At 62.0% G+C, this 22,962-nt stretch carries 22 protein-coding genes, 1 tRNA gene and 2 pseudogenes; 23 read left to right on the plus strand and 2 right to left on the minus strand.

The window, feature by feature from the left end:
• Window positions 1-2: 2 nt before the first annotated feature.
• From ihfA to TK42_RS05890, 3 genes are all read left to right on the plus strand, one after another.
• The gene (ihfA, locus tag TK42_RS05880) at window positions 3-305 is read left to right on the plus strand and encodes an integration host factor subunit alpha (protein ID WP_002553164.1); all 303 of its coding nucleotides are present in this window, start codon (window positions 3-5) and stop codon (window positions 303-305) included.
• Window positions 286-642, plus strand: coding sequence for a MerR family transcriptional regulator (locus TK42_RS05885; protein ID WP_003174972.1), 357 nt, complete (start codon window positions 286-288; stop codon window positions 640-642). Before ihfA ends, TK42_RS05885 begins: the two co-directional genes overlap by 20 nt.
• Window positions 643-732: 90 nt before the next feature.
• Window positions 733-809: transfer RNA gene (locus TK42_RS05890), tRNA-Pro, on the plus strand.
• Window positions 810-1,409: 600 nt separating this feature from the next.
• Here the strand turns inward: TK42_RS05890 and TK42_RS05900 are convergent.
• Window positions 1,410-2,906, minus strand: coding sequence for a serine protease (locus TK42_RS05900; protein WP_103733800.1), 1,497 nt, complete (start codon window positions 2,904-2,906; stop codon window positions 1,410-1,412).
• 248 nt (window positions 2,907-3,154) lie between these two features.
• Here TK42_RS05900 and TK42_RS05905 point away from each other — a divergent pair, with 248 nt between their 5' ends.
• From TK42_RS05905 to aqpZ, 3 genes are all read left to right on the plus strand, one after another.
• Window positions 3,155-3,352: a hypothetical protein gene (locus TK42_RS05905; RefSeq protein ID WP_032880294.1), complete on the plus strand. Its 198-nt coding sequence runs from the start codon at window positions 3,155-3,157 to the stop codon at window positions 3,350-3,352.
• Window positions 3,353-3,481: 129 nt separating this feature from the next.
• Window positions 3,482-3,745 (plus strand): hypothetical protein, encoded by a 264-nt coding sequence (locus tag TK42_RS05910; RefSeq protein WP_078821836.1) that lies wholly within the window; start codon window positions 3,482-3,484, stop codon window positions 3,743-3,745.
• Window positions 3,746-3,980: 235 nt separating this feature from the next.
• Window positions 3,981-4,673, plus strand: coding sequence for an aquaporin Z (aqpZ, locus tag TK42_RS05915; protein WP_103733801.1), 693 nt, complete (start codon window positions 3,981-3,983; stop codon window positions 4,671-4,673).
• Between the two features lie 40 nt (window positions 4,674-4,713).
• Here aqpZ and TK42_RS05920 read toward each other — a convergent pair.
• Window positions 4,714-5,067 (minus strand): annotated as a pseudogene (locus TK42_RS05920) (nitrilotriacetate monooxygenase); the annotation flags it as partial.
• Between TK42_RS05920 and TK42_RS05925 the strand changes: the two are divergent.
• From TK42_RS05925 to TK42_RS06005, 17 genes and pseudogenes are all read left to right on the plus strand, one after another.
• Window positions 5,047-5,568: pseudogene (locus tag TK42_RS05925) on the plus strand (substrate-binding domain-containing protein); the annotation flags it as partial. The pseudogenes TK42_RS05920 and TK42_RS05925 sit on opposite strands and share 21 nt — an antisense overlap.
• Before the next feature lie 255 nt (window positions 5,569-5,823).
• Complete coding sequence (locus TK42_RS05930; protein ID WP_371920237.1) at window positions 5,824-7,491, plus strand: GspE/PulE family protein; 1,668 nt, start codon at window positions 5,824-5,826, stop codon at window positions 7,489-7,491.
• Window positions 7,488-8,684, plus strand: a complete 1,197-nt coding sequence (gene gspF, locus TK42_RS05935; RefSeq protein WP_103733803.1) for a type II secretion system inner membrane protein GspF — start codon at window positions 7,488-7,490, stop codon at window positions 8,682-8,684. The genes TK42_RS05930 and gspF overlap by 4 nt, the downstream gene beginning before the upstream one ends.
• A gap of 20 nt (window positions 8,685-8,704) precedes the next feature.
• A complete protein-coding gene (gene gspG / locus TK42_RS05940; protein WP_103733804.1) occupies window positions 8,705-9,115 on the plus strand; it encodes a type II secretion system major pseudopilin GspG in 411 nt (136 codons plus the stop codon).
• A gap of 7 nt (window positions 9,116-9,122) precedes the next feature.
• On the plus strand, window positions 9,123-9,548 hold the full coding sequence (locus TK42_RS05945; protein WP_103733805.1) for a type II secretion system protein: 426 nt from the start codon (window positions 9,123-9,125) through the stop codon (window positions 9,546-9,548).
• Window positions 9,545-9,877: a type II secretion system protein gene (locus TK42_RS05950; protein ID WP_032880303.1), complete on the plus strand. Its 333-nt coding sequence runs from the start codon at window positions 9,545-9,547 to the stop codon at window positions 9,875-9,877. Before TK42_RS05945 ends, TK42_RS05950 begins: the two co-directional genes overlap by 4 nt.
• Window positions 9,874-10,482: a prepilin-type N-terminal cleavage/methylation domain-containing protein gene (locus tag TK42_RS05955; protein ID WP_032880305.1), complete on the plus strand. Its 609-nt coding sequence runs from the start codon at window positions 9,874-9,876 to the stop codon at window positions 10,480-10,482. Before TK42_RS05950 ends, TK42_RS05955 begins: the two co-directional genes overlap by 4 nt.
• Window positions 10,479-11,180 carry a hypothetical protein gene (locus TK42_RS05960; RefSeq protein WP_032880306.1) on the plus strand — a complete coding sequence of 234 codons (702 nt, stop codon included), beginning with the start codon at window positions 10,479-10,481 and terminating at the stop codon, window positions 11,178-11,180. Before TK42_RS05955 ends, TK42_RS05960 begins: the two co-directional genes overlap by 4 nt.
• On the plus strand, window positions 11,177-12,169 hold the full coding sequence (locus TK42_RS05965; protein ID WP_103733806.1) for a PilN domain-containing protein: 993 nt from the start codon (window positions 11,177-11,179) through the stop codon (window positions 12,167-12,169). The genes TK42_RS05960 and TK42_RS05965 overlap by 4 nt, the downstream gene beginning before the upstream one ends.
• Window positions 12,144-12,746 (plus strand): type II secretion system protein GspM, encoded by a 603-nt coding sequence (gspM, locus tag TK42_RS05970; RefSeq protein WP_103733807.1) that lies wholly within the window; start codon window positions 12,144-12,146, stop codon window positions 12,744-12,746. The genes TK42_RS05965 and gspM overlap by 26 nt, the downstream gene beginning before the upstream one ends.
• Window positions 12,743-13,243 carry a general secretion pathway protein GspN gene (locus TK42_RS05975; RefSeq protein WP_032880312.1) on the plus strand — a complete coding sequence of 167 codons (501 nt, stop codon included), beginning with the start codon at window positions 12,743-12,745 and terminating at the stop codon, window positions 13,241-13,243. Before gspM ends, TK42_RS05975 begins: the two co-directional genes overlap by 4 nt.
• 5 nt (window positions 13,244-13,248) lie before the next feature.
• Entirely contained in the window at window positions 13,249-15,375 is a 2,127-nt protein-coding gene (gspD, locus tag TK42_RS05980; RefSeq protein ID WP_078821827.1) for a type II secretion system secretin GspD, read from the plus strand.
• Between the two features lie 898 nt (window positions 15,376-16,273).
• Window positions 16,274-18,667 (plus strand): TonB-dependent siderophore receptor, encoded by a 2,394-nt coding sequence (locus tag TK42_RS05985; RefSeq protein WP_103733855.1) that lies wholly within the window; start codon window positions 16,274-16,276, stop codon window positions 18,665-18,667.
• A gap of 19 nt (window positions 18,668-18,686) precedes the next feature.
• A complete protein-coding gene (locus tag TK42_RS05990; protein ID WP_103733808.1) occupies window positions 18,687-19,658 on the plus strand; it encodes an amino acid ABC transporter permease in 972 nt (323 codons plus the stop codon).
• Window positions 19,651-20,424 (plus strand): amino acid ABC transporter ATP-binding protein, encoded by a 774-nt coding sequence (locus tag TK42_RS05995; RefSeq protein ID WP_103733809.1) that lies wholly within the window; start codon window positions 19,651-19,653, stop codon window positions 20,422-20,424. Before TK42_RS05990 ends, TK42_RS05995 begins: the two co-directional genes overlap by 8 nt.
• Window positions 20,425-20,442: 18 nt before the next feature.
• Window positions 20,443-21,366: an ABC transporter substrate-binding protein gene (locus TK42_RS06000; RefSeq protein WP_103733810.1), complete on the plus strand. Its 924-nt coding sequence runs from the start codon at window positions 20,443-20,445 to the stop codon at window positions 21,364-21,366.
• A gap of 10 nt (window positions 21,367-21,376) precedes the next feature.
• Entirely contained in the window at window positions 21,377-22,960 is a 1,584-nt protein-coding gene (locus TK42_RS06005; protein ID WP_103733811.1) for an FAD-dependent oxidoreductase, read from the plus strand.
• The last annotated feature ends 2 nt before the right edge of the window (window positions 22,961-22,962 follow it).

A 22,962-nucleotide genomic window follows, 5' to 3' on the forward strand; every position in this document is an offset into this window, starting at 1 on the left:
GTATGGGGGCTTTGACGAAAGCTGAGATGGCGGAACGTCTGTACGAAGAGTTGGGTCTGAACAAGCGCGAGGCCAAGGAATTGGTCGAGCTGTTTTTTGAAGAGATCCGCCACGCTCTGGAAGACAACGAACAGGTCAAATTGTCCGGTTTCGGCAATTTTGACCTGCGGGACAAACGCCAGCGGCCTGGCCGCAATCCAAAAACGGGAGAAGAAATCCCGATCACGGCTCGCCGTGTGGTCACCTTTCGTCCAGGGCAGAAGTTGAAGGCCCGAGTTGAGGCTTATGCTGGAACCAAGTCATAACGACGAACTACCCGTCATCCCAGGCAAACGCTACTTCACCATTGGTGAAGTCAGCGAGCTGTGTGCCGTAAAACCGCACGTGCTGCGCTATTGGGAGCAGGAGTTTCCTCAACTCAACCCCGTCAAACGCACCGGGAACCGTCGGTATTATCAGCGCCAGGACGTGCTGATGATCCGACAGATCCGTGCATTGCTGTACGACCAGGGGTTCACCATCAGCGGCGCACGCCAGCGTATGTCCGGTGATGAAGCCAAAGACGACACCACCCAATACAAGCAACTGATCCGCCAGATGATCTCCGAACTGGAAGATGTGCTGGTGGTGCTGAAGAAATGATTCAAGCTTTAAAAATACTTCCACATTTCAAAAGCTTGCGGTATATTCCGGTTCGCTTCGTTAAGAAGCGAACCCAGTAACACGCCTAGTCGGGGCGTAGCGCAGTCCGGTAGCGCACTAGCATGGGGTGCTAGGGGTCGAGTGTTCGAATCACTCCGTCCCGACCATATTTTTCAATGACTTAGCCCAATCTGAAAAGATTGGGCTTTTTCATGTCTGAAAAATACCCCCTACCCCCTACCGCGCCGTGGGCCGTTATGGGCCCGAGAGCCTGTTTCACCTTTGTGATCTGCCGGTGGGGTACAGCGAACATGCAATCGCTACGACACTCCCCTGAAATGACTGGCGTGACGTCGATAGGCGTTGTCGCGTGCATGTCGATAAGCCACTAGCACACCTGCCCTAATTGATCCTTGCACGAACCCGGCAGTAGAGTTTGAAGCGCAAGCCAATGTATTAACGATGGGAAGGGGAGTGAAGATGACTATAAAAAAATACGTCTATATGACGGCTGCAGCCTGCCTGTTAGCGACCTCAAGTGCGCATGCGTCTTTCGCCACCAGTTGCCAGGATTCTCAGCCGTGGTACCACTTCAGCATGATTGAGGCAGCAACCTGTTTGCTCTCTGGTCAATGGTAATCGGGTCGCCCCCGCTGCGGTTCGGCGGGGGAGAGCCCCAGTGATCCCGCTCAAGTCGTGCCTTTCGGGCATTGCCCTCGATTGCGCTGACTTGACTCATCAACATTTGCTTAAAACAGCTCGCTGCCTCACCTGGCCTGACGCTGCGAGCGAACCGTTGCGCCTGTGATCATGTCTGTGCGAATGGCCGACGGTTGCCCGGCGTTGTTGCGTGCATAACTGCATAACGTGACCGGCAGCTCTGCTATATCAAGGAATATGCCGTCCATGGCCAAGGTGTAGCGATCGTCGTCAATATCGCCGCAGATGGTGCTGATCGCCGAGTTCACGCTGTAGTAATAATGCTGGCTAAAGCCGTCCTGCTGGTTTTCCCAGGCGATGTGATAGCGGTGCTTGAGCTGCGGTGCAGGTGCCGGGTTGGTCAGGAATACCGAATGGGTGAACGCATTGCGCAGCAGCGCTTCGGTCAGCGGCTGTTCGGCCGTTTGCACCCCGAGTATGCATAACACATGCGGCCCCAGCACTGGGCCGATGGGCTGGTTGATGTAGGCCTCGTCAGAAGCGGCAGCGACTTGGTAGCCGTGTGTGCGTGCGCAATCGCTGATGTGATTCACGGCTTTGAATCGGTAGAACGGTTCTTGGATCGAGAACCTCAGGTTCCAAGTCGGACGGGTAATTTGGTCGGTGGCGTCACGTTTTAAATGCACATAGGGCTTCAGGTTCCACGGCTCATCCAGCGTGATTTCAACCGCCTTGAGCTGACAGGTTGGGGTGTCGTTACGGAAAACACCGTCTACAAAGCAGTAGTACAAGTCGTTGGCGGGGTAGCTGTAGTTGAATTTGGCGGCTTCGCACGCCGAGTTGTTCTGGCAGCTATTGAGAATGTCTTTCTGAATGGCAGACGCGACCTTGCTGATGATGCTGGTGATTTCATTGGTGTTCCGGTCCAGCATCGGACTGCCGGAGCTGCCTGGGCGCAGACCATTGCAGCGGTTGCGCAAGGCGCTGGGGAACACGCCGGGATGTTCGGCAAAACTGTTGAGGGTCGATTCCACGCAGGCGCTCATGCGTAGGCCCTTTTTCAGAAAGCCAGTCGGCGCTCCCACGTTGATCACCTCTCGATCCGATGTCTGACGCTGGGAGGCCAGCTTGAGTGGCATGATCGCCTTGGCCACCAGCACCGCCAGTGACGTATCCAGTTCGAGCACGGCCAGGTCAGTGCCCGCCATGCTGCTCCAATGCGCCGTCTTGACGGCGTAGGTGATACGCCGTTCGGGTGTGTCATGAAAGTAGTTGAAGGTCACGTCGGCGGTGAGCGCCTGGTGGACGCGCGCTGTACCGTAGCTGTAGAACACACAATGCCCGGCGGTCAGCACATAAGCCGGCCCGATGGCCTTACCTTGGCGATTGCGCGTGTCGAGCAGAACGGCATTGCAGGTCTGGCCTAAGGCGTTTTCCAGTGAACCGATGCCGGTCCATTGCGGATAACGGTGGTTTTTATTTTCAAGGGCCACAGACGGTGACTGCTCGGTAAGGCCCTCGGCCAGATCTCTGGCATGGCTCGGCCAGACAGTGCTGAGCAACAGGAAATACAGGAAGATGCAGGCGGTGTGAGGAAGTGCCATAAGGGGCCTCGACAAGGAAGTCATTGATTGGCTGAAACTACTCAATCAGGCCAAGGCGGATGACATACAGGGCTACTGCGTGAGCCCTTGGCGGGATCCTCAGTCGCCGTTATGGCTGCTGGTGCTGGCGTCTTTACGCCAAACACCGTCTCGGGATTTTCCGTTCGTCCAAAGTTCGGCACTCCCTGTTACACGCCTGCTCCAATGGTTAAGTGCGTATTTGTCGCGCTTTAGAGCGGAGAGACAGCATGGAAATCAACGAGAACGCCCCAGGCAATATTTCACAGCAGGCAGTAACGCGTGGAACGGACAATGAGGCCGGTCATGATCCAAAGCGCGATGAGGATCATATCCCGCTGCCACCGGACGACGAGGCACCCCTCGAGGAAGATATGTCGGACGTGGACGCTGCCGATTCAGTAGCCAGTGAGCATCCTGACAACTGAGCATCAACGGACCCGGCCAAGCGCCGGGTTTTCATTTAAATGTCAGCGCAAGATAATTACGTTATTGTCGGCGTGATGCCCTTTTCCGAAAGGCCGAGAAGTTAAAGCAACCCAACTGCGGAGACGGATATGCGTGCCGAAGACGTTCTTGCCGACGACACAAACGAAGCAACATTTGAGGGAGTGACCGTACGTAAAGGGACGGTGGGTGCCTTTTTGGCAAACGTACGAGTTTGGAGTAATCCAGGCGCGAGCATGGATGATCAACTGCTGGCTGAGCGAGAAATTATTCAATCTCTGCCCGCTCTTAAGGCGATCGGGCTCCTCGACGTGTTTGAGCCTAAGGATTCCCGATTGCGTGAGTTGATCGCCAAGGCGGGCGCGCTACGGTGAGAGTATCCAGAGGGGCGCCACGCTGAGCAGCAAGAGGCCGGCTTTGTCTTGATGCGCCACTGTTGTTGCTGATTATGGCTTTTTCATGCCGGGAATAAATGCCTTCCCGCGTGAACAATCTTCATCGCGAATCACACCTGCTCATTAGTTACGCGCTAAGGAAATTTCCCACATCCAATGCCCGTACCCTGTTGTTAGGCTCCAACTCTTTGACCTGACTTCAAGGAGTTTCCTGATGACAAAACGTCTCGCCGCCGAGTTCTTCGGCACGTTCTGGCTGGTACTGGGCGGTTGCGGCAGTGCCGTGTTGGCGGCCGCATTCCCTGAGTTGGGCATTGGTTTTGCCGGTGTGGCATTGGCATTTGGCTTGACGGTATTAACCATGGCCTACGCGGTCGGGCATATTTCCGGCGGGCATTTCAATCCGGCGGTCACCATGGGTTTGCTCGCCGCCGGGCGTATCGGCGGCAAGGATGTGGTGCCCTACATCCTCACTCAGGTTCTGGGCGCGATTGCGGCGGCCGGCGTGCTGTACCTGATCGCCAGCGGCAAGGCCGGGTTCGATGTGACGGCGGGGTTTGCCACCAATGGTTATGGCGAGCATTCACCCGGGGGCTTCTCGCTGCTTTCGGTAGTGGTCACCGAGTTTGTACTCACGGCGTTTTTCCTGTTGATCATCCTGGGCGTCACCGACAAAAAGGCACCGGCCGGTTTTGCGCCGCTGGCCATCGGTTTTGCCCTGGTCTTGATTCACCTGATCAGTATTCCAGTGAGCAATACATCGGTTAACCCGGCGCGCAGTACGGGCGTAGCACTGTTTCAAGGCGATTGGGCGATAGCCCAGTTGTGGGTGTTCTGGGTGGTGCCTTTACTCGGTGGCGTGTTGGGTGGGCTGGTGCACCGGTTCGTGTTGGCGACAAAACAGTAGTCGCTCAGGCCACCTTTGCTCGGCGAGCGGACCGTGTTCTTCATGATCGAGCCGCCTTGTAACGGTTGGCCGGGCGCGCCAAACCAAGGTTTTCACGCAGTGTGGTGCCGGTGTATTCGCGCCGAAACAAGCCACGCCGCTGTAACTCGGGAACGACCAGGCGGGCGAAATCCTCCAGCCCGCCCGGCAGGTGTGGCACCAGAATATTGAAGCCATCCGCCGCGCTTTCTTCGAACCAGCGCTGCAGCTCATCGGCGATCTGCGTAGGCGTGCCGATCAAGCTGTAATGACCGCGTCCGCCGGCAATGCGTCGGCCCAGTTGCGCCAGTGTCAGCTGTTCGCGCTGGGCCAGTTCGCTCCGCAGTTGCTGGCGGCCGCGCTGGTGCTGACCAGTCGCTTCCATAGCCCAGGCATCGAAAAGATGATCGCCGAGGTGGACATCCCGGTGGTGGAAACCTGGGACTACGTGCTGGAGCGCCGTGATGGTTTTACTGCGACCCTCAGCGAGCTAGGTGTGCAGCCGTGGGTCTTCGTCCCCGACGCCGACCGTGCGCCTTTCGAGGCGGGCAAGCAGGCCATGGAGGAGCTGATGGGGGCGGTGACCAGGCCCGACGCGATTTTCTTTGCCAACGACAACCTGGCTGCCGGTGGTTTGCTCGCCGGTCAACGAGCGGAGCTGAACATCCCGCAGGACTGCGCCGTATTAGGCTTTGGCGATGACCCCTTCGCACAGATGTTGCTGCCCAGCCTCAGCACGATCCAGCCACCGGCCCTGCAGATTGGTGTATTAGCCGCCACCCGCGTTCTGCAAAGTCTGGGTGTATTACCGATTGAGGGTGAAGTTGCACGCTTGAATCTTTTGCACTGTCAGTTAATTGAAAGGGAAAGTGCCTAGTCATTACGGGGTATGGCTAAGTGCAGCTAGTGGCTATTGGCTGCTAATGCTCTAAATCAGTGCATTTGGCAATGTTTTGTATTTAATTTCCCGCCAGCCGGAACTAGAGCTATAACTTCCAGTCGATACACCCGGCTAACTCCTGCATCGGCTGTGGCGAACTAATGGCATTGTTCGGTAGTTCCAAATAGCCATACTTTTCGCAACGTTAGATATTCCTCAATGATGTCTTCAGCCCCCATCGATGCTTGCAAGATGCACATCCCGCACACCGACCAGGTGTGTGCGTGGCTGATGCAGCACGCCGGGCTTAAAACGCTGGATCTGGAACGCGCCCGGCGCTTATCCGATGACCCTCGCGATCTGCTGGGTTTGCTCACGCGCCTGGGCCTGGTGTCCGAAATCGAACTGGCCCGCGCCTGGGCCGATCTGCTGGCTGCGCCATTGCTGGCGGCCGACGCTGCGCCGCCGTTGCTCGACCCATTACCTGCCGTGACCGAGCGTTTCCTGCGTCACTACCACCTGGTGCCCATGGGTTGGGACGAGGGCGGCCTGCGCGTGCTGGCCGCCAACCCGACGCAGCGGTACCCGTTCCAGGCCCTGGCGTATGCCTGCCAAGTTCCTGTATGGCTGGCCATCGGCGCGCATACCGACGTAGAGGGCCTGATCGAGCGTTACTACGGCCAGGGCCGTTCGGCCATGGGCACGCTGATCGAAAACCTAGATGAGCAGAGTGGTGCCCTCGAAGATATCGAGCACCTCAAGGACATGGCTTCCGAAGCGCCGGTGATTCGCCTGGTCAACCTGATCCTGCAACGCGCCGTGGAACAACGGGCGTCGGATATCCATATCGAACCCTTCGAAAACCAGCTCAAGGTGCGCTACCGCATCGATGGCGTACTGCACGACGCCGAAGCGCCGCCCGCCAGTTCGTCGGCGGCGGTGATCTCGCGAGTGAAGATCATGGCGCGCCTGGACATCGCCGAGCGGCGCCTGCCCCAGGATGGGCGCATCATGCTGCGCATCCAGGGCAAGGCGTTGGATTTGCGCGTGTCCACGGTGCCCACCAGCTTCGGCGAGTCGGTGGTGATGCGCCTGTTGGACCGGCAAACCGTGCAGTTCGACTTTCCAAGCCTGGGTTTTGATGGCCAGCGCCTGGCAGCCTTCCTTGATTTGCTTGAGCGGCCCCACGGCATCCTGCTGGTCACCGGGCCCACAGGCTCGGGTAAAACCACCACGCTGTACACCGCCTTGGCGCGGCTCAACACCGCCGAACGCAAGATCATCACCGTGGAAGACCCGGTGGAGTACCAGCTTGAAGGCATCAACCAGATCCAGGTCAAGCCCGCCATCGGCCTGGACTTTGCCGGAGCGTTGCGCGCCATCGTGCGCCAGGACCCGGACGTGATCATGATCGGTGAAATCCGCGACCTGGAAACGTGCCGCATCGCCGTCCAATCTTCACTCACCGGCCATCTGGTGCTCTCAACCCTGCACACCAACAGCGCCGCCGCCAGCATCACACGCTTGCTGGACATGGGCGTGGAAAGCTACCTGATCGCCTCCACCGTCAGCGGCATTCTCGCCCAGCGCCTGGTGCGGCGCCTGGACCCGGCCACACGGGTCGCGTTCCAGGTGCCGCCGGCGTTGATCAAGGAACACGGCCTGGATCGCCTCACCGAGCAGCGCCCGATTCTGCTGTATCACGGCGACTACCACGGCCGCAGCGCCCTCACCGAATTGCTGGTGATGAACGATGAGTTGCGTGGCCTGCTGATGGCCCACGCCGACGCCGCCACCCTTGAGCAAGCCGCCCGTCGCGGCGGTTTGCGCACCTTGTATGAAGACGGCCTGCGTCAGGCGCTGGCGGGCGTCACGTCCCTGGAAGAAGTGTTGCGCGTCACCCGTGGAGAGGATGCGTGAGCCTGTTCAAGTTCCGTGCCCTGGACAGCCAGGGCGCCGCCCAGAGAGGCACGCTGCAAGCTGCCGACCAGGCCGCCGCCGTCGCCATCTTGCACAAGCGTGGCTGGTTGCTGCTGCATATTGAAACGACGGGTAGTGCCTCGTTACGTCGTGTACGCGGGCCGTTGAAGGGGGCCGCGCTGGTGAGTTTCACCCAGCAACTGGCGACGCTGCTCGGCGCCGGTCAGCCCCTTGAACGCTCGTTGAACCTGCTGCTCAAGCAACCCGGCCAACCCCAGGTGCGGGCCTTGATCGAGCGCATCCGTGACCAGGTCAAGGCCGGCAAGCCGCTGTCGGCTGCGCTTGAAGAAGAGGGCGATACGTTTTCTGCGCTGTACCTGAGCATGGTGCGCGCGGGCGAAGCCGGTGGTGCGCTGGAAGACACCCTGCGCCAGCTCAGCGACTACCTGGAGCGCAGCCAGCGACTGCGTGGCGAGGTGATCAACGCGCTGATCTACCCGGCGTTCCTGGTGGTGGGCGTACTGGGTTCCCTGGCGCTGTTGCTGGCCTATGTGGTGCCGCAATTCGTGCCGATTTTTCAGGATCTGGGCGTGCCGATTCCGTTGATCACCCAAGTGATCCTGGGGCTTGGCGAGTTTTTGTCGGCCTATGGCCTGGTGCTGTTGGCCGGGTTGGCGATCAGTGCCGGGCTCCTGGCGACGCGCCTGCGCGACCCCAGCCGCCGCGAACGCTACGACCGTCACCTGCTGGGCATCCGTGTGGTCGGCCCGCTGCTGCAACGGGTGCAAGCCGCACGCCTGACTCGCACCCTCGGCACCTTGCTCTGCAATGGCGTGGCATTGCTGCCCGCGCTGGTGATCGCCCGGCAGGTCTGCAGCAACCATGCATTGCAGGCGCAAGTGGCTCTGGCGGCGCAACAGGTCAAAGGCGGCGGCACCCTGGCCGAGGCGTTTGGCAGTCAACCGCTGTTGCCGCAGTTGGCCCTGCAAATGATCGAGGTCGGCGAACACGCCGGTGAACTGCCCGGCATGTTGCTCAAGGTCGCCGACATCTTCGACGTCGAGGCCAAGCGCGCGATCGACCGCCTGCTCGCTGCGCTGGTGCCCTCGCTGACCGTGATCATGGCGGTGCTGGTGGCGGTAATCATGCTCGCGATCATGCTGCCGCTGATGAGCCTCACCAGCCATATATGAACCTTCATGGAGTGGAATCAATGAGAACCCGGCACCGCCAAAACGGCTTCACCCTGCTGGAAATGCTCGCGGTGATCGTGCTGCTGGGCATCGTCGCAACCATTGTCGTGCGCCAGGTCGGCGGCAATGTGGACAAGGGCAAATACGGCGCAGGCAAGGCGCAGTTGGCGAGCTTGAGCATGAAGATCGACAGCTACGCCCTGGATGTGGGGGCGCCGCCCAGCACCCTGCAACAGCTGCTCGACAAGCCCGCCAATGCCTCCAGCTGGGCGGGCCCCTATGCCAAGCCTTCGGAGTTGAAGGACCCGTTCGGCCACGGGTTCGGTTATCGCTTCCCCGGGCAGCATGGCGCCTTCGACCTGATCTTCTACGGCCAGGACGGTCAACCGGGCGGCGAGGGCTACAGTGCCGATTTGGGTAACTGGGAGTAACCCGCCCATGGCCCAGCGCGGCTTTACCTTGCTGGAGATGCTGGTGGTCATTGTATTGATCGGTATCGCCGCCGGGTTGTTGGGGCTGGGTGTGCGCCAGGGGCTGCAAGTGGCTCAGGAGCGGCGGGTGGTGGGGCAGATGGTCGAGGCACTGCGCGCCACGCGGGCGGGGGCGATCGTCAGCGGCCGGGCGGCGCGCACCGAATTCGACCTGCAACGTCTGACGTTCCGGGCTCCAGGGCGTGCCCCGCAACAGTGGCAGGCACCGTTGCAGGTGACGCTGCACAGTGCCGAGCAGGCGGGCGCCGCCGTGGTGTTCTACCCCGATGGCAGTTCCACCGGCGGTAACCTGCTGCTGGCCAGCGGCGCCCGGCGTTGGCGTATCGACATTGGCTGGCTCACCGGCAGCGTGCAGTCCAGGGCGCTGCCATGAAGCATCAGGCCGGTTTTACCCTGCTGGAAATGCTCGCGGCCCTGACGTTGATGGCGGTGTGCAGCAGTGTGTTGCTGGTTGCCTTCGGCCAGAGTGCGCGCTCGTTGGCCCAGGTTGCCCACAGCGACCGGCTAACCCAGGCCGCGCTCACGCTGCTGGACCAGGAAGCGGCCGGCCCGCTGAGCGAGGGCACCTTGCAAGGCGAACTTGATGGCATCCATTGGCACTTGACCAGTACCCGGCAACAGCCCCATCTGTTTCGTCTCGACCTGAACCTGCGCGAAGGCGCGCATCAGGCCCGCTTCAGCACCTTGAAGGCCCGCCTGTGAGGCGCCGCGAGCAGGGCTTCACCTTACTGGAGATCCTGGTGGTGCTCAGCCTGCTTTCGATATTGTTATTGCTGGTGGGCGCTGCGTTGCTGGGCGCCAATCGGGCGGTGGCCAAGGCCCAAAGTTACACCGTGAGCCTGGATGAAATGCGCACCGCCCAACAGTTTCTACGCACCGCGATCAGCGAGGCGTTGCCCTTGAATATCATTGAAGACGACAGCCAGGCCGACGGTTTTTTTATCGGTACGGCAGAGCGCTTGCAGTTTGTGGCGACCTTGCCCGGCGTGCTCGGCGGTGGCATCCAGCGCTTTACCCTGCAACGGGTAGAGCAGGATTTTCAGGTGGCGTTTTCGCAGTTGCAATCCGCTGCCAACGCCCAGCGCGCTGAACCGCAAGTGCTGCTGCATAACGTCGAGGCGCTGCAATTGAGTTATCGCGGCGTATCGCCCTTGGGCCAGCCCACCGGCTGGTTGAGCGCGTGGCCCTGGCCCCGGCGCTTGCCCGTCGCAGTACGCATCGACGCCAGCGTCAACGGGCCGGTGCCGTGGCTGACGCAAGTGATTGCCCTGCGCCTGAACCTCGGCAGCGCGAGCAGTGAACAATGAAGCGCCAACGCGGAGCGGCGTTGCTGCTGGTGCTGTGGGTGCTGGCTTTACTCAGCCTATTGCTCGGCGGTTTGGCTGCCTGGGTGCAACTGCAAAGTCGCCAGGCGCTGTGGTACCGCCAGCACACCCAGACGCTGTTGGCCGCCGAAGCCGGTATTGCCCAGGTCATGGCTGATCGGCACTGGGTGGCGGACGGGCGTGCCATCGCGCTGACCTTCGACGACGCCCGCCTACAGGTCCGCCTGCGCAGTGAGCGCGGCAAGCTGTACCTGGTCAACGCCGACCCCGATGACTTGCTGCACCTGGCCCTGGCTTGCGGCGCTACCCCGGCCCAGGCCCATCAGCTGGTCCAGGCGCTTGAGGCTCGGCGCCATCAGGGCCTGGCGCCGTTTCGGGTGCTGGAAGAAGTGCGGCAACTGCCCGGTATGACGCAGGCCCTGTACAGCCAATTACTGCCGGAAATGACCTTATGGAGCGACCTGGATCGACCCGATCCGGCATTTGCCAGCCCCTTGATGCGCAAGGCATTGAACCTGCCACGGCAAAACGCCGAGGGCGCCGACCCCGGCCAGGTGCTGGAAATCGACAGCCGTGCCGAGCGCCCCGGCGGCTATCAGGCACGCCTGCAACTCACCGTCTTATTGAGCCCCGCGGAGGACCGTGCACAACCCTATCGGGTGGTGCGGTGGCAAGAATGAATCGACTTGAACCTATCGCCCGCCAGTGGCGCGGCAGCCTGTTGCAACAAGGCTGGCGCCTCTGGCTCACCGAGCTGCGCGGCTGTGTGCCGAGCTGGCTGGCCCCGCAAGAGCCGCCTGAACAGATCCATCACTGGCCGCTGACGGCGCCGGTTATCCCCGGCAGCGCCTGCCAGGTGCTGATGCTCGGCCCTGACGTGGTGCTGCAGCAACGCCTGCAATTGCCCCTGGCGGCCGCGCGCAATCTCACGGCGGTGGTCGGCTATGAACTGGACCGCTACACCCCGTTCGACGCCGAGCAGTTGTACTTCGTGGCGCGTCAGGAGCAGCGCACACCCACCCACCTTGAGGTCACGCTGGTGGCGATCCTGCGCGAGCGTCTGGACCGGATTCTCAGCGACTGCGCTGCCCTCGGTCTGCATCCCCATCGCGTCGATGTGGCGGGCCTGGGCATTGACCTGCTGCCGGCACCGTTACGCTCGCGCCAACGCCGAACGGGCAAGGATTTGCAGCGCAGCCTGCCATGGCTGTGCGGTGCCTTGCTGATCGCCGCCATGTTGCTGTGGCTCAACGACCGCCAGCGTGTGCTCGACGCCATGCACGCCACCGTGCAGCAGCAAAAAGCCCAGGTCGCCCAGGTGCACGCCCTGCGTCAGCAACTGCTCAATACCCGCGGCGCGGCGCAGTACCTCACCCAGCGCAAACTGGCGCAACCGCCGCTGGCTGCGCTGCTCAATGACTTGACCACTTGCCTGCCCGCCGACACTTGGCTCGACCAATTGAACGTCAAGGACGCTGAGGTAACCTTCTCCGGCCAAAGCGCCAAGGCCAGTGGCCTGATCACCCGCATCAAAGGCTGCCGGCGGTTGGACAACGCCCAGTTCGAAGGGGTGATTCAACCCGATGCGCGCACCGGCAAGGACCAGTTTGCCTTGCGTGCCCACTTACGCCCGGAGGCCGCCGATGCGCCGACCCCTCACACCCCGTGAACGTCGTGGCGGGGCCTTGTTGCTCCTGGCCGTGGTGCTTGGCGCGGCCTACTGGCTGCTGATCGACAGCTGGTTCGCCGGCCCGTTGCGCACCATGGGCGAGCATGCCCAGCAGTTGCGTGAACAGCAGCAACGCTACGCCGCCGTGTTGCACCAGGGCGAGGCATTGCGCGAGCAGCTTGAGCTGGCGCGGCAAGACCCGGCCAGCAGCGCCAGCCTGTTGCCAGGCGATGACCCCGATGTGGTCGCCGCCGATCTGATGCAGCGTCTGGCCGACCTGATCAACAGCCACGCCAACCTGGGCGGCGGCTGCAACCTCACCCAGCGCAAACCCATCACCACTGAACAGGACAGCAGCGAGCCCTATCGGCAGGTCAAGGTCAGCCTTACGCTGAACTGCGCCATCGAACCGCTGACCGCGATCCTGCACGCGCTGGAATACCAGCCGCCGTTTCTGTTTGTCGATGAGTTGCGCATTCGCCGCAGCAAACAGGCACCGGCCACTGGCGGGGCGGGCAAGCTGGCGGTGCAACTGCTGGTGCGTGGCTACCTGCAACCGGCGCAGGTGGCGCCATGATCGGTGCACTGCGCCCCCTGGAGTGGGGCTTGCTCGGCTTGGCCGGGCTATTGGGCGTACTGATGGCGGTGATCCTCAGCAGCATCGGTGATCAACCGCGATGGTTGCCGCAGGCGCCTGCACCTGCGCAGCCCTCCGTCACTGTGCAGGCCGCACCGGCGCCGGCGTTGCAAGAGCTCGCGAGCACCTGGCAGACGCCGCTGTTCAGCCCCGATCGCCGCCCGGACAGCGTGGTCGGCAAGACCCAGGTGGCGAGCCTGGCCAACCTGACCCTCAGCGGCATCATGATCACCGGCAACCTGCAAATGGCCATGCTCAAGCAAGCCGGCGGCCCACCCCTGACGGTGCGCCTGGGCCAGACGCTGCCCAACGGCTGGCGCCTGGAACACCTGACCCCGCAATACGCCCGTTTCGCCCTCAACGGGCGTACCCAGACCCTGAGCCTTTACGGCAAGCGGTTACCCCTGATTTCCCATCCCCGCGAGCCCCTCCCTTGATCGATATGCGCACTTCGCTGTTTTGCCTGGCCACTGCCGTCTCCCTGGGCGGTTGTGGATCCTTACCCGACCGCCTTGATCCGGACGAACAGCTGCTGAACGAGGCGCTGCAAGGCACCGGTTCGCAACGCCCGCCGAATGCGGCGCCTGCGATGCAAAGCGCTCTGCCCGAGGCGAAGTCGCCGCCGCAGCGCCAGCTGATTCGTGGCAATCAGACGTTCGTGCGTAAACCCACTGCGCCGGTAAAAGCCCAGGAGGAGGGCGGCGACATCGTCTTCAACTTTCAGGGCCAGCCCATCGAAGCGGTGATCAACAGCGTAATGGGCGACTTGCTGCACGAGAACTACAGCATCGCCGAGGGCGTGAAGGGCAATGTCAGCTTCTCCACGTCAAAACCGGTGGACAAGCAGCAGGCTCTGTCGATCCTCGAAACCCTGCTGTCCTGGACCGACAACGCCATGATCAAGCAGGGCAGCCGCTACGTGATCCTGCCGGCCAGCCAGGCGGTGGCGGGCAAGCTGGTGCCGCAGATGCGCGTGACGCAGCCCTCCAGCGGGCTCTCGGCGCGACTCTTCCCGCTGCGCTACATCTCCGCTACCGAGATGCAGAAACTGCTCAAGCCGTTCGCCCGAGAGAATGCGTTTCTGCTGGTCGACCCGGCGCGCAATGTACTGAGCCTGGCCGGCACCCCGGAAGAGCTGGCCAACTACCAGGACACCATCGACACTTTCGATGTGGACTGGCTCAAGGGCATGTCCGTGGCGGTCTTCGGCCTGCAACGCGCCTCGGTGGCCGAACTGATGCCCGAGCTGCAAGCCATGTTCGGCGCCGACAGCGGCACGCCCCTGGCGGGTATGTTGCGATTTTTGCCGGTCGAGCGCACCAACTCGGTGGTGGCGATTTCGTCTCAGCCCGAGTACCTCAGCGAGGTGGGTGACTGGATTCGCACCATCGACGAGGGCGGCGGCAACGAGCCGCAGATGTATGTGTACGACGTGCGCAATATGAAGGCCGCCGACCTGGCCAAATATTTGCGGCAGATCTACGGCAATGGCGCGATCAAGGACGACGCACCGGCCAAGGTCGCGCCGGGGTTGCGTACCACCACCTTGTCCTCGTCCACCAGCGCTGGGCTGCAGGCCAATGTCCCAGCGCCTGCACCCGACGAACCCGAATCCGAACCTGCCGAAAATACCCAGGCGCCCCCCACCAGCGACCTCGAAGCCGGCACCCGCATCACCGCGCAAAAGAGCAGCAACCAGCTGCTGGTGCGCACCCGTCCGGCGCAATGGAAAGAGATCGAAGCGGCGATCAAGCGCCTGGACAACCCACCGCTGCAAGTGCAGATCGAGACCCGCATCCTGGAGGTCAAACTCACCGGTGAACTGGACCTGGGTGTGCAGTGGTATCTCGGCCGCCTGGCGGGCAATTCCACCAGCACCACGGTGGCCAACGCCTCCGGCAGCCAAGGCGCGCTGGGCGGTGGCGGGGCGGGGCTGGGGGCGGCGGATTCGTTGTTCTACTCCTTTGTCAGCTCCAACCTGCAAGTGGCCTTGCACGCCCTGGAAACCAACGGCCGCACCCAAGTGCTGTCGGCGCCGTCGCTGGTGGTGATGAACAATCAGCCGGCACAGATTCAGGTGGGCGATAACATTCCCATCAGCCAGACCACCGTCAACACCGGTGACGCCGACACCACCTTGAGCAGTGTCGAATACGTGCAGACCGGGGTGATCCTGGATGTGGTGCCGCGCATCAATCCGGGCGGGCTGGTGTACATGGATATCCAGCAGCAGGTCAGTGATGCCCAGAACCCGGCGGGCAGCAGTGAGACGCCGGTGAACCCGCGCATTTCCACACGCTCGGTGTCGACTCAGGTGGCGGTGCAGAGTGGGCAGACGGTATTGCTTGGTGGGTTGATCAAACAGGACAACGCCGAGAGTGTCAGTGCCGTGCCTTATCTGGGGAAGATACCGGGGTTGCGGTGGTTGTTTGGCAATACTGGCAAGTCCAAGGACCGTACAGAGTTGATAGTGCTCATTACGCCAAGAGTCATTACCAGCAGCAGCCAGGCGCGGCAGGTGACGGATGATTATCGCCAGCAGATGCAGCTGTTGCGGCCGGCTCAATAATCCTGGCTGCTCGGAGTACCAATGTGGGAGGGGGCTTGCTCCTGATGGCGGCTTGACTGCCAGCGACTACCTAAATGATGCGACGCGATCCAAATGTGGGAGCTGGCTTGCCTGCGATGACGGCCTGACAGCCAACACAGTTATGCCGAGTACATATCCATTCCTGTGGTAACGGCTGATATTGGTTCCGCTTTTACAGCGGGTCACTTTTGGAAAAGAGCCCCAAAAGTAACCAAAAGGGCTCTTGCCCCACCACTCGGCACCTCGCTTAGGCTCGGTGTGCCCGTAATCCGACAGTGATTTGGGGGGCCGCCGCCACGCGCCATCCATGGCGCGGGGCGGCTAAACCGGCATCCCTGCCGGTTTACCCCCCAAATCCCTGTCGAATTCCGGCCAGCGTGGTTTAACGGGGCGCCTAGGATCAAAAGCAGATCAAGATCACGAGCGGCTCGCTTCGCATCGTGGTTACGGTTGGCGGCTGCAAAGTTGTGTAGATACCTATGCTATCGAGGGCAACCTCCCTAGCCCAGAATCTCTCTGCTGCTGATGGGTTAAACATTACCGTTATGAATAAAAATATTAAATAATAATGAAAGTAGAGAATATTAGCTTATGCCAAAACAGCATTATATTTTTGAAATTCATTCCGTTATGTTTGAGCTCAACAGCCTACCCCTGACCTCGGATGGTACCCAGCGTGATTCAGATTCTGCGCGCCTGACCGGGTGACTATCCCCCGCAGCAGAGTCGTTGGACGGGAGCTCAACGTATGTTGCCACTTCAAACCCCTCGCTTGCCCCACACCTAGCCCAAGCCGAAACGCCTTTTGAACACCGGTCACGCCGCGTCAGGCGCGTGCCTGCTCGATTTCGCGATTTGGAAAAAGCCGGGAATGGATATGAAGCACGTTCTACAACCCACCGCCGCCCTGACGTTGTCCTTGCTGGCTGCAGCGACGCAAGCCCAGGACGACAGCACCCTGTCCACCGTCGTGGTCACTGGCAACCGTGGCGCCGAGCAGCGCACGGTCACCAGCAGCCCGGTGCCGATTGATGTGGTCAGCGCCAAGCAACTGCAAAGCACCGGCAAGCCCGGGTTGATGGAGGCGTTGAGCGCAGTGATCCCGTCGCTGACCTTGCCGGAAAAAACCGGCTGGGACGCCAGCGGCATTGCCCGGGCGCCGAACCTGCGGGGCCTGAGCGCCGCCGAAGTACTGGTGCTGGTCAACGGCAAGCGCCGCCACACCAGCGCCACCTTGAATATCAACGGCATCAACACTGGCGCGGCGCCGGCGGATCTGGACCTGATCCCCATCAGTGCCATCGACCATGTGGAAGTGCTGCGCGATGGCGCCGCGGCCCAATACGGTTCCGATGCCATCGCCGGGGTGATCAACGTGATCCTCAAGGCCGACACCAGCGGCACTTCGGTGACCAACACCGGCCTTGGCTACGACGGGAAGAAACAGACGGTGCAGCAAAGCCTCAACAAGGGCTTCGAAATCGGTAACGGCGGCATCGTGCAGTTGGCTCTGGATGCGCGTAGCCAGAACGATGACAACAAGGCCAGCGCCAATGGCTACACCTACGAGCAGGCGTATGGCCTGGAAGGCAAGTCCACCTATGGCGGCTACGGCACGCCCAAGACCAACCTGCTGACCCTGGGCTACAACGCCGAGTTGCCGATCGACGACAGCCTCAGCCTCTACTCCTTTACCACCTACTCGCGACGCAAGGCCGAGCAGGGGCAGAACTTCCGCCTGCCGACCATTACCAACACCATCACCACCGGGCCCAACGGTTACCCGGCCGGGTACACTCCGACCTGGTACATCGACGAGGACGACTTCCAGGCGGCGTTCGGTGGCAAGGGCACTGTGGGCGAGTGGGACTGGGACTTGTCTACCACCTATGGGCGCAACGAAGCGGAGCAGGGCACCACCCACAACCAGAACCCGTCCCTGGGCGAGGCCACGCCGAACAGCTTCACGTCCGGCACCTGGATTTCCACCGAGTTGACCACCAACCTGGACTTCAAACGCGGCTTTGATATCGGCCTGCAAAAACCCTTGGACCTGTCTTATGGCTTCGAGCATCGGCGCGATACCTACGAGGTACAGGCCGGTGACTACGGGTCTTATGCCAACGGCGGCTACTGCGTGGCGCCGGGTAACTGTGCCTCGTCCGGAGCCCAGGTCACCAACGGTATTTCCCCGCAGGAAGAAAGCAGCGCTTCTCGCAACAGCCTGGCCAGTTATGTGGACGTGGGCTTCACCCCCTTGCCGGATTGGTATGTCGGCACCGCTTTGCGCTATGAGCATTACAACGAAGGCGTGGGTGCCACACGCAGCGGCAAGCTGACCACCCGCTACGACTTCACGCCGCAGTTCGCGGTGCGTGCCACGGTGAGCAATGGCTTTCGGGCGCCGTCCCTGGCCAACAGTCTGTTCAGTGCGCGCTCCACCACCTATGGCGTGGTGGACGGCGTGTACCAGTCGATCAATTACGGCGTGCTGCCGGTGGGGTCGGCGGCGGCCAAGGCGCTGGGCGCCGAAGAGTTGAAGCCCGAACGCTCCACCAATTTCAGCCTCGGTTTCACCCTTACACCCACCGACCGCCTGAGCTTCACCGCCGATGCCTACGTGATCAATCTACGTGACCGCATCACCCTGACCGGCACCTTGCTTGGCCCTGAAGTCACCCAGGTACTGCAGAACAACGGCATCAACTCCACCTCCGGCGGCCAGTACTTCATCAATGGCGCCGACACCCGCACCAAGGGCCTGGATCTGGTCAGCAGCTACAACCAGGACCTGGGCGCGTTCGGCGCGCTGAAGTGGACCGCTGCGTTCAACTGGAACCAGACCAGAATCCAGAACTACAAGGCGTCCACCAGCATCCTTGGCCGGCCTTATGACCTGATGGATCGCGAGGCCCGCAACCTGATCACCGGCGTGCAGCCCAATACCAAGCTGATCCTTGGTGGCGACTGGAGCATCGAACGCTTCAATCTCAGCCTGGCCCTCACTCGCTACGGTTCCTACAAGGAGGTCAATTCATCGGCCAACCGCGACCTGGACCGGGTCTACAGCGCCAAATGGATCACCGACCTCGACCTTGGCTACAACCTCACCAAAGACCTGAACATCGCCATCGGCGCCAAGAACCTGTTCGACCAATACCCCAAGAAACAAGGGGTGCCGAGCAGCACCATGGTTGCCAGCTACGGCACTTATTCGCCCTACGGTTTTACCGGTGGGTACTACTACACCCGGCTGACTTACGCCTTCTAAGGCCTGCGAGGAATAGCACATGCCCATTGTCGCCAAACCCTACGATCTGCTTGATGAGGTCAGCGTACAACCGCTGCGTCAGCACCGCGTCTCATCGCCGATCAAGGCGCTGCAAGTGGTGCCCGCCCGGCATCCCTGGCGCTGGGCCGGGTCGATCTTCGCCGCGCTGGTGCTGCTGGCCATCGTGCATTCCCTGGCCACCAACCCGCGGTGGGAGTGGGGGGTGTTCGGCCAGTGGTTCTTCTCGCCGTCAGTGCTGCGCGGCTTGGGGCAGACGCTGTTGCTGACGCTGCTGAGCACGGTGTTCAGCGTCATCCTTGGCACGGCGCTGGCGTTGGCGCGGCTGTCGGGCTCACCGTTGCTGGCCGCATTGGCCTGGGGCTATATCTGGTTTTTCCGCTCGATGCCGGCGCTGCTGGTGCTGATCATCCTCTACAACTTTGCCTACCTGTACGACCACATCGTGCTCGGTGTGCCGTTCACCGATCTGGTGTTCGCCGAGTGGTCGACGGTGGATGTGCTCAGTCAATTCACCGTGGCGGTGCTTGGCTTGAGCCTGATGCAGGCCGCCTACGCGGCAGAGATCATCCGCGGTGGCCTGATCGGTGTGGAGGCTGGCCAGCATGAAGCAGCCGCGGCCCTGGGGTTGCCGGCCTCGCGGCGCATCTTCCGCATCATCCTGCCCCAAGCGCTGCGCTCGATTTTGCCGTCTGGGTTCAACGAAATCATCGGCCTGGTCAAGGGTACTTCCATTGTCTACGTGCTGGCCTTGCCCGAGCTGTTCTACACCGTGCAAGTCATCTACAACCGCACCCAGGCGGTGATCCCGCTGCTGATCGTGGCCACTGTGTGGTACCTGATCATCACCACCGTGCTCACCAGCGCCCAGTACTACGTCGAGCGTCACTTTGCCCGCGGCACCGCGCGGGTGCTGCCGCCGACGCCGTTGCAGCGCCTGCGCCTGTGGCTCAAGGAGAAGTCCCATGGCTGAAGCACGCGCCGGGCGCATCCAGATCCAGGGCGTGGGCAAGCGCTTTGGCAACCAGCAGGTGCTCGATAATATCGACCTGACCATCGACCCCGGCAAGGTCACGGTGATCCTCGGCCCGTCCGGCTCGGGCAAGTCCACCTTGCTGCGCACCATCAACCACCTGGAGAAAATCGACAGCGGGCATATCACCATCGACGGTGAATATGTCGGCTACCGACGCAAGGGCGACCTGCTGTTCGAACTCAAGGAACGCGAGATCCTCAAGCGTCGCATCGACGTCGGTTTTGTATTCCAGAACTTCAACCTGTTCCCGCACCTCAGCGCGTGGGAAAACATCGCCGAAGCGCCGTTGGCCCACAAGCGCTGGAGCAAGGCCCAAGCGCACTTCAAGGCCGCCGAGTTGCTGGCCAAGGTCGGCCTGGCGGACAAGGCCGACGCCTATCCGCGCCAGCTCTCCGGTGGTCAGCAACAACGCGTCGCCATCGCCCGGGCCCTGGCGCTGGATCCCAAGGTGCTGCTGTTCGACGAGCCCACCTCGGCCCTCGACCCGGAACTGGTGGGCGAGGTGCTGGACGTGATCAAGGGCCTGACCCGGCTGGGGGTGACCCTGGTGATCGTCACCCACGAGATCGGCTTTGCCCGTGAAGTGGCCGACCACGTGGTGTTTCTCTGCGATGGCCGACTGATCGAGGAGGGCCCGCCCGAACAGATCTTCCGCCAACCCCGCCATCCCCGCACCCAGGCCTTTCTCGGCAAGGTGCTTTAGTTCAAGGAGTGAGTGCCCATGTTCATCAACACCATCCGCGTGGCCTTGCTGGCGCTTGCCGTCAGCACCGCGCAATACGCCTTCGCCGTGCAACAGGTCGATCTCAGCCCCGACCGCCCGCGCATCCATGTGCCGCGCAATGAAGCGGCCATTGCGCAGATCCCGCCGGGCTTCAAGTTCGCCCAGCCGGGCAAGTTCACCGTGGCCGTGTCCGGCGTGGCCGGGCCGCCCCTGGCACTGCTCGCCAGTGACGACAACACCACCATCGGCAGCGAAGCCGACACCGCGCAATTGGTCGCCGACAGCCTCGGCCTGCAACTCAATGTGGTGCAGACCAGCTGGGAAGACTGGCCTCTGGGTGTCAGCTCGGGCAAATACGATGCGGTGATCAGCAACGTCACCGTCACCGAGGCACGCAAAAAGCGTTTTGACTTCGCCACCTACCGCCAGGATGTGCTCGGCTTTTACGTCAAGAGCACCAGCAAGATCAACGCGATCCAGCAGGCGGCGGACATTGCCGGGCTGAAGATCATCGTCGGCTCCGGCACCAACCAGGAAAAGGTCCTGCTGGCCTGGAACGAGGCTAATGAAAAAGCCGGCCTCAAGCCTGCGCTGTTGCAATACTTCGATGACCAGGCCGCCGCGCAACTGGCGGTACAGTCGGGGCGCAGCGATGCGCTGTTCGGGCCGAACTCGGTGTACGCCTATTCGGCGGCGATCACCGGCGGCATCAAGCGCGTCGGCACTGTCAACGGTGGGTGGCCGTTGCAGGCCGATATCGCCGTGACCACGCGCAAGGACAACGGCCTGGTCCAGCCGATCCACACTGCCTTGGAAGGCGCGATTGCCGGAGGGCAATACGAGCAGGTGCTGCAACGCTGGGGCCTGGATGTCGAACGCGTCGACAAGTCGCTGATCAATCCACCGGGCCTGCCGGACTAGGAGCATCGACATGGGACTGACACGACGTGAAGCGCTGTCGAGCATTGCCGCAGTGGGCGGTGAGAAGGCGGTCAAGGATGCACTGGCGGTGTTGGGTCTGGGCCCATCGTCACACCGCCGACCGCAACCGCTGAAACTCAAGGATGGCCTGGGGCAGGGCACCCGCGTGCTGGTGCTGGGCGCCGGGATTGCAGGATTGGTCACGGCCCTGGAGCTGAGCCGCGCTGGCTTCAGCGTGCAGGTGCTGGAAGCCCGTGAGCGCGTGGGTGGTCGCACCTGGACCCTGCGCAACGGCGACCGCGTGGACTACAAGGATGGTCGCTTGCAAACCGTGGGGTTTGATCCGGGCCAGTATTTCAATGCCGGCCCGGCGCGCATTCCCAGCCAGCACCGCACGATCCTCGACTATTGCAGTGAGCTGGGCGTGCCGTTGGAAGTGCTGGTCAACAGCAGCCATGGCGCCCAGGTGCGGCCGGACCTGAGCCAGCCGGCGTTCAGCGTCGGCCAGGCGCTCAACGATACCCGTGGGCACCTGTCCGGGTTGCTGGCCAGGGCGGTGCAACGTGACGCCCTTGACGATGTGTTGAGTGGTGAAGAGCGCACGCGCCTGCTGGGTTTTTTGCAGGTGTACGGCGACCTGTCCCAGGAGCTGGCCTTCGAGGGCACCCTGCGTTCCGGGCACCTTGAATCCGCCGCCCACCCTGGCGCCTTGCCCGCCCGCCACAAGCCGCTGGGGTTGGAGCGCTTGCTGCACCCGGAACTCTGGGGCGCTTTGTTGCACACCGAATTCCCGGAATTTTCAGCCACCATGTTCCAGCCGGTGGGCGGCATGGACCGCATCACCGACGCCCTCTACCGACGCGTGCATGAGCAGGTGCAACTGGGCGCCCAGGTGCGACAGATCCGTCAGTTGGAGGACGGCGTGGCGGTGACCTATCACGACCAGCACAGCGGCCGTGAACAGGTGGTGCGCGCCGATTACTTGATCTCGACCTTGCCGCTGCCCCTTTTGGCCAGGCTGGACAGCGACTTCAGCGACCCGGTCAAGGCCGCGTTGCTCAGCACGCGCAGCGACCAGGCGACCAAGGTGGCGTGGCAATCCCCACGTTTCTGGGAAACCGATTACCGCACCTATGGCGGCCTGTCATGGGTCGAGCACCCGGCGCGCTTGCTGTGGTACCCCAGCAACGACCTCAACACCCGCGAGGGCGTGCTGGTGGCCGGTTACGTGACCGGGGAGGGCGCCGACGTGTTCGGCGCACAGCCACTCGAACAGCAGCACGCCGCCTCCCGACAAGCCGTAGAGCTGTTGCATCCAGGTTATTCCAAACATTTGCGTCATCCACTGGCGGTGTCCTGGGAACAGATCCCCTACAGCGAAGGCCCGTGGCTGCAACGCGAACACTTCCCCGCCCAGGCCCACGCCTTGCTGGAACGGCCCCATGGCCGGGTGTACTTCGCCGGCGACGGCCTGGTGCAAAGTGGCGTGGGCATCTGGCAGGAGTCGGCGGCCAACTCCGCGCGCCATGTGGTGGCGCAACTGGCCGAGCACATCACCCAACAACGACAGATCGCGGCTGTGGCCGCCTCTTGAGG

Origin of the sequence: Pseudomonas sp. GZJR-8 (assembly GCF_002916705.1) — a bacterium.
GTDB classification, from domain to species: Bacteria; Pseudomonadota; Gammaproteobacteria; order Pseudomonadales; family Pseudomonadaceae; genus Aquipseudomonas; species Aquipseudomonas synxantha_A.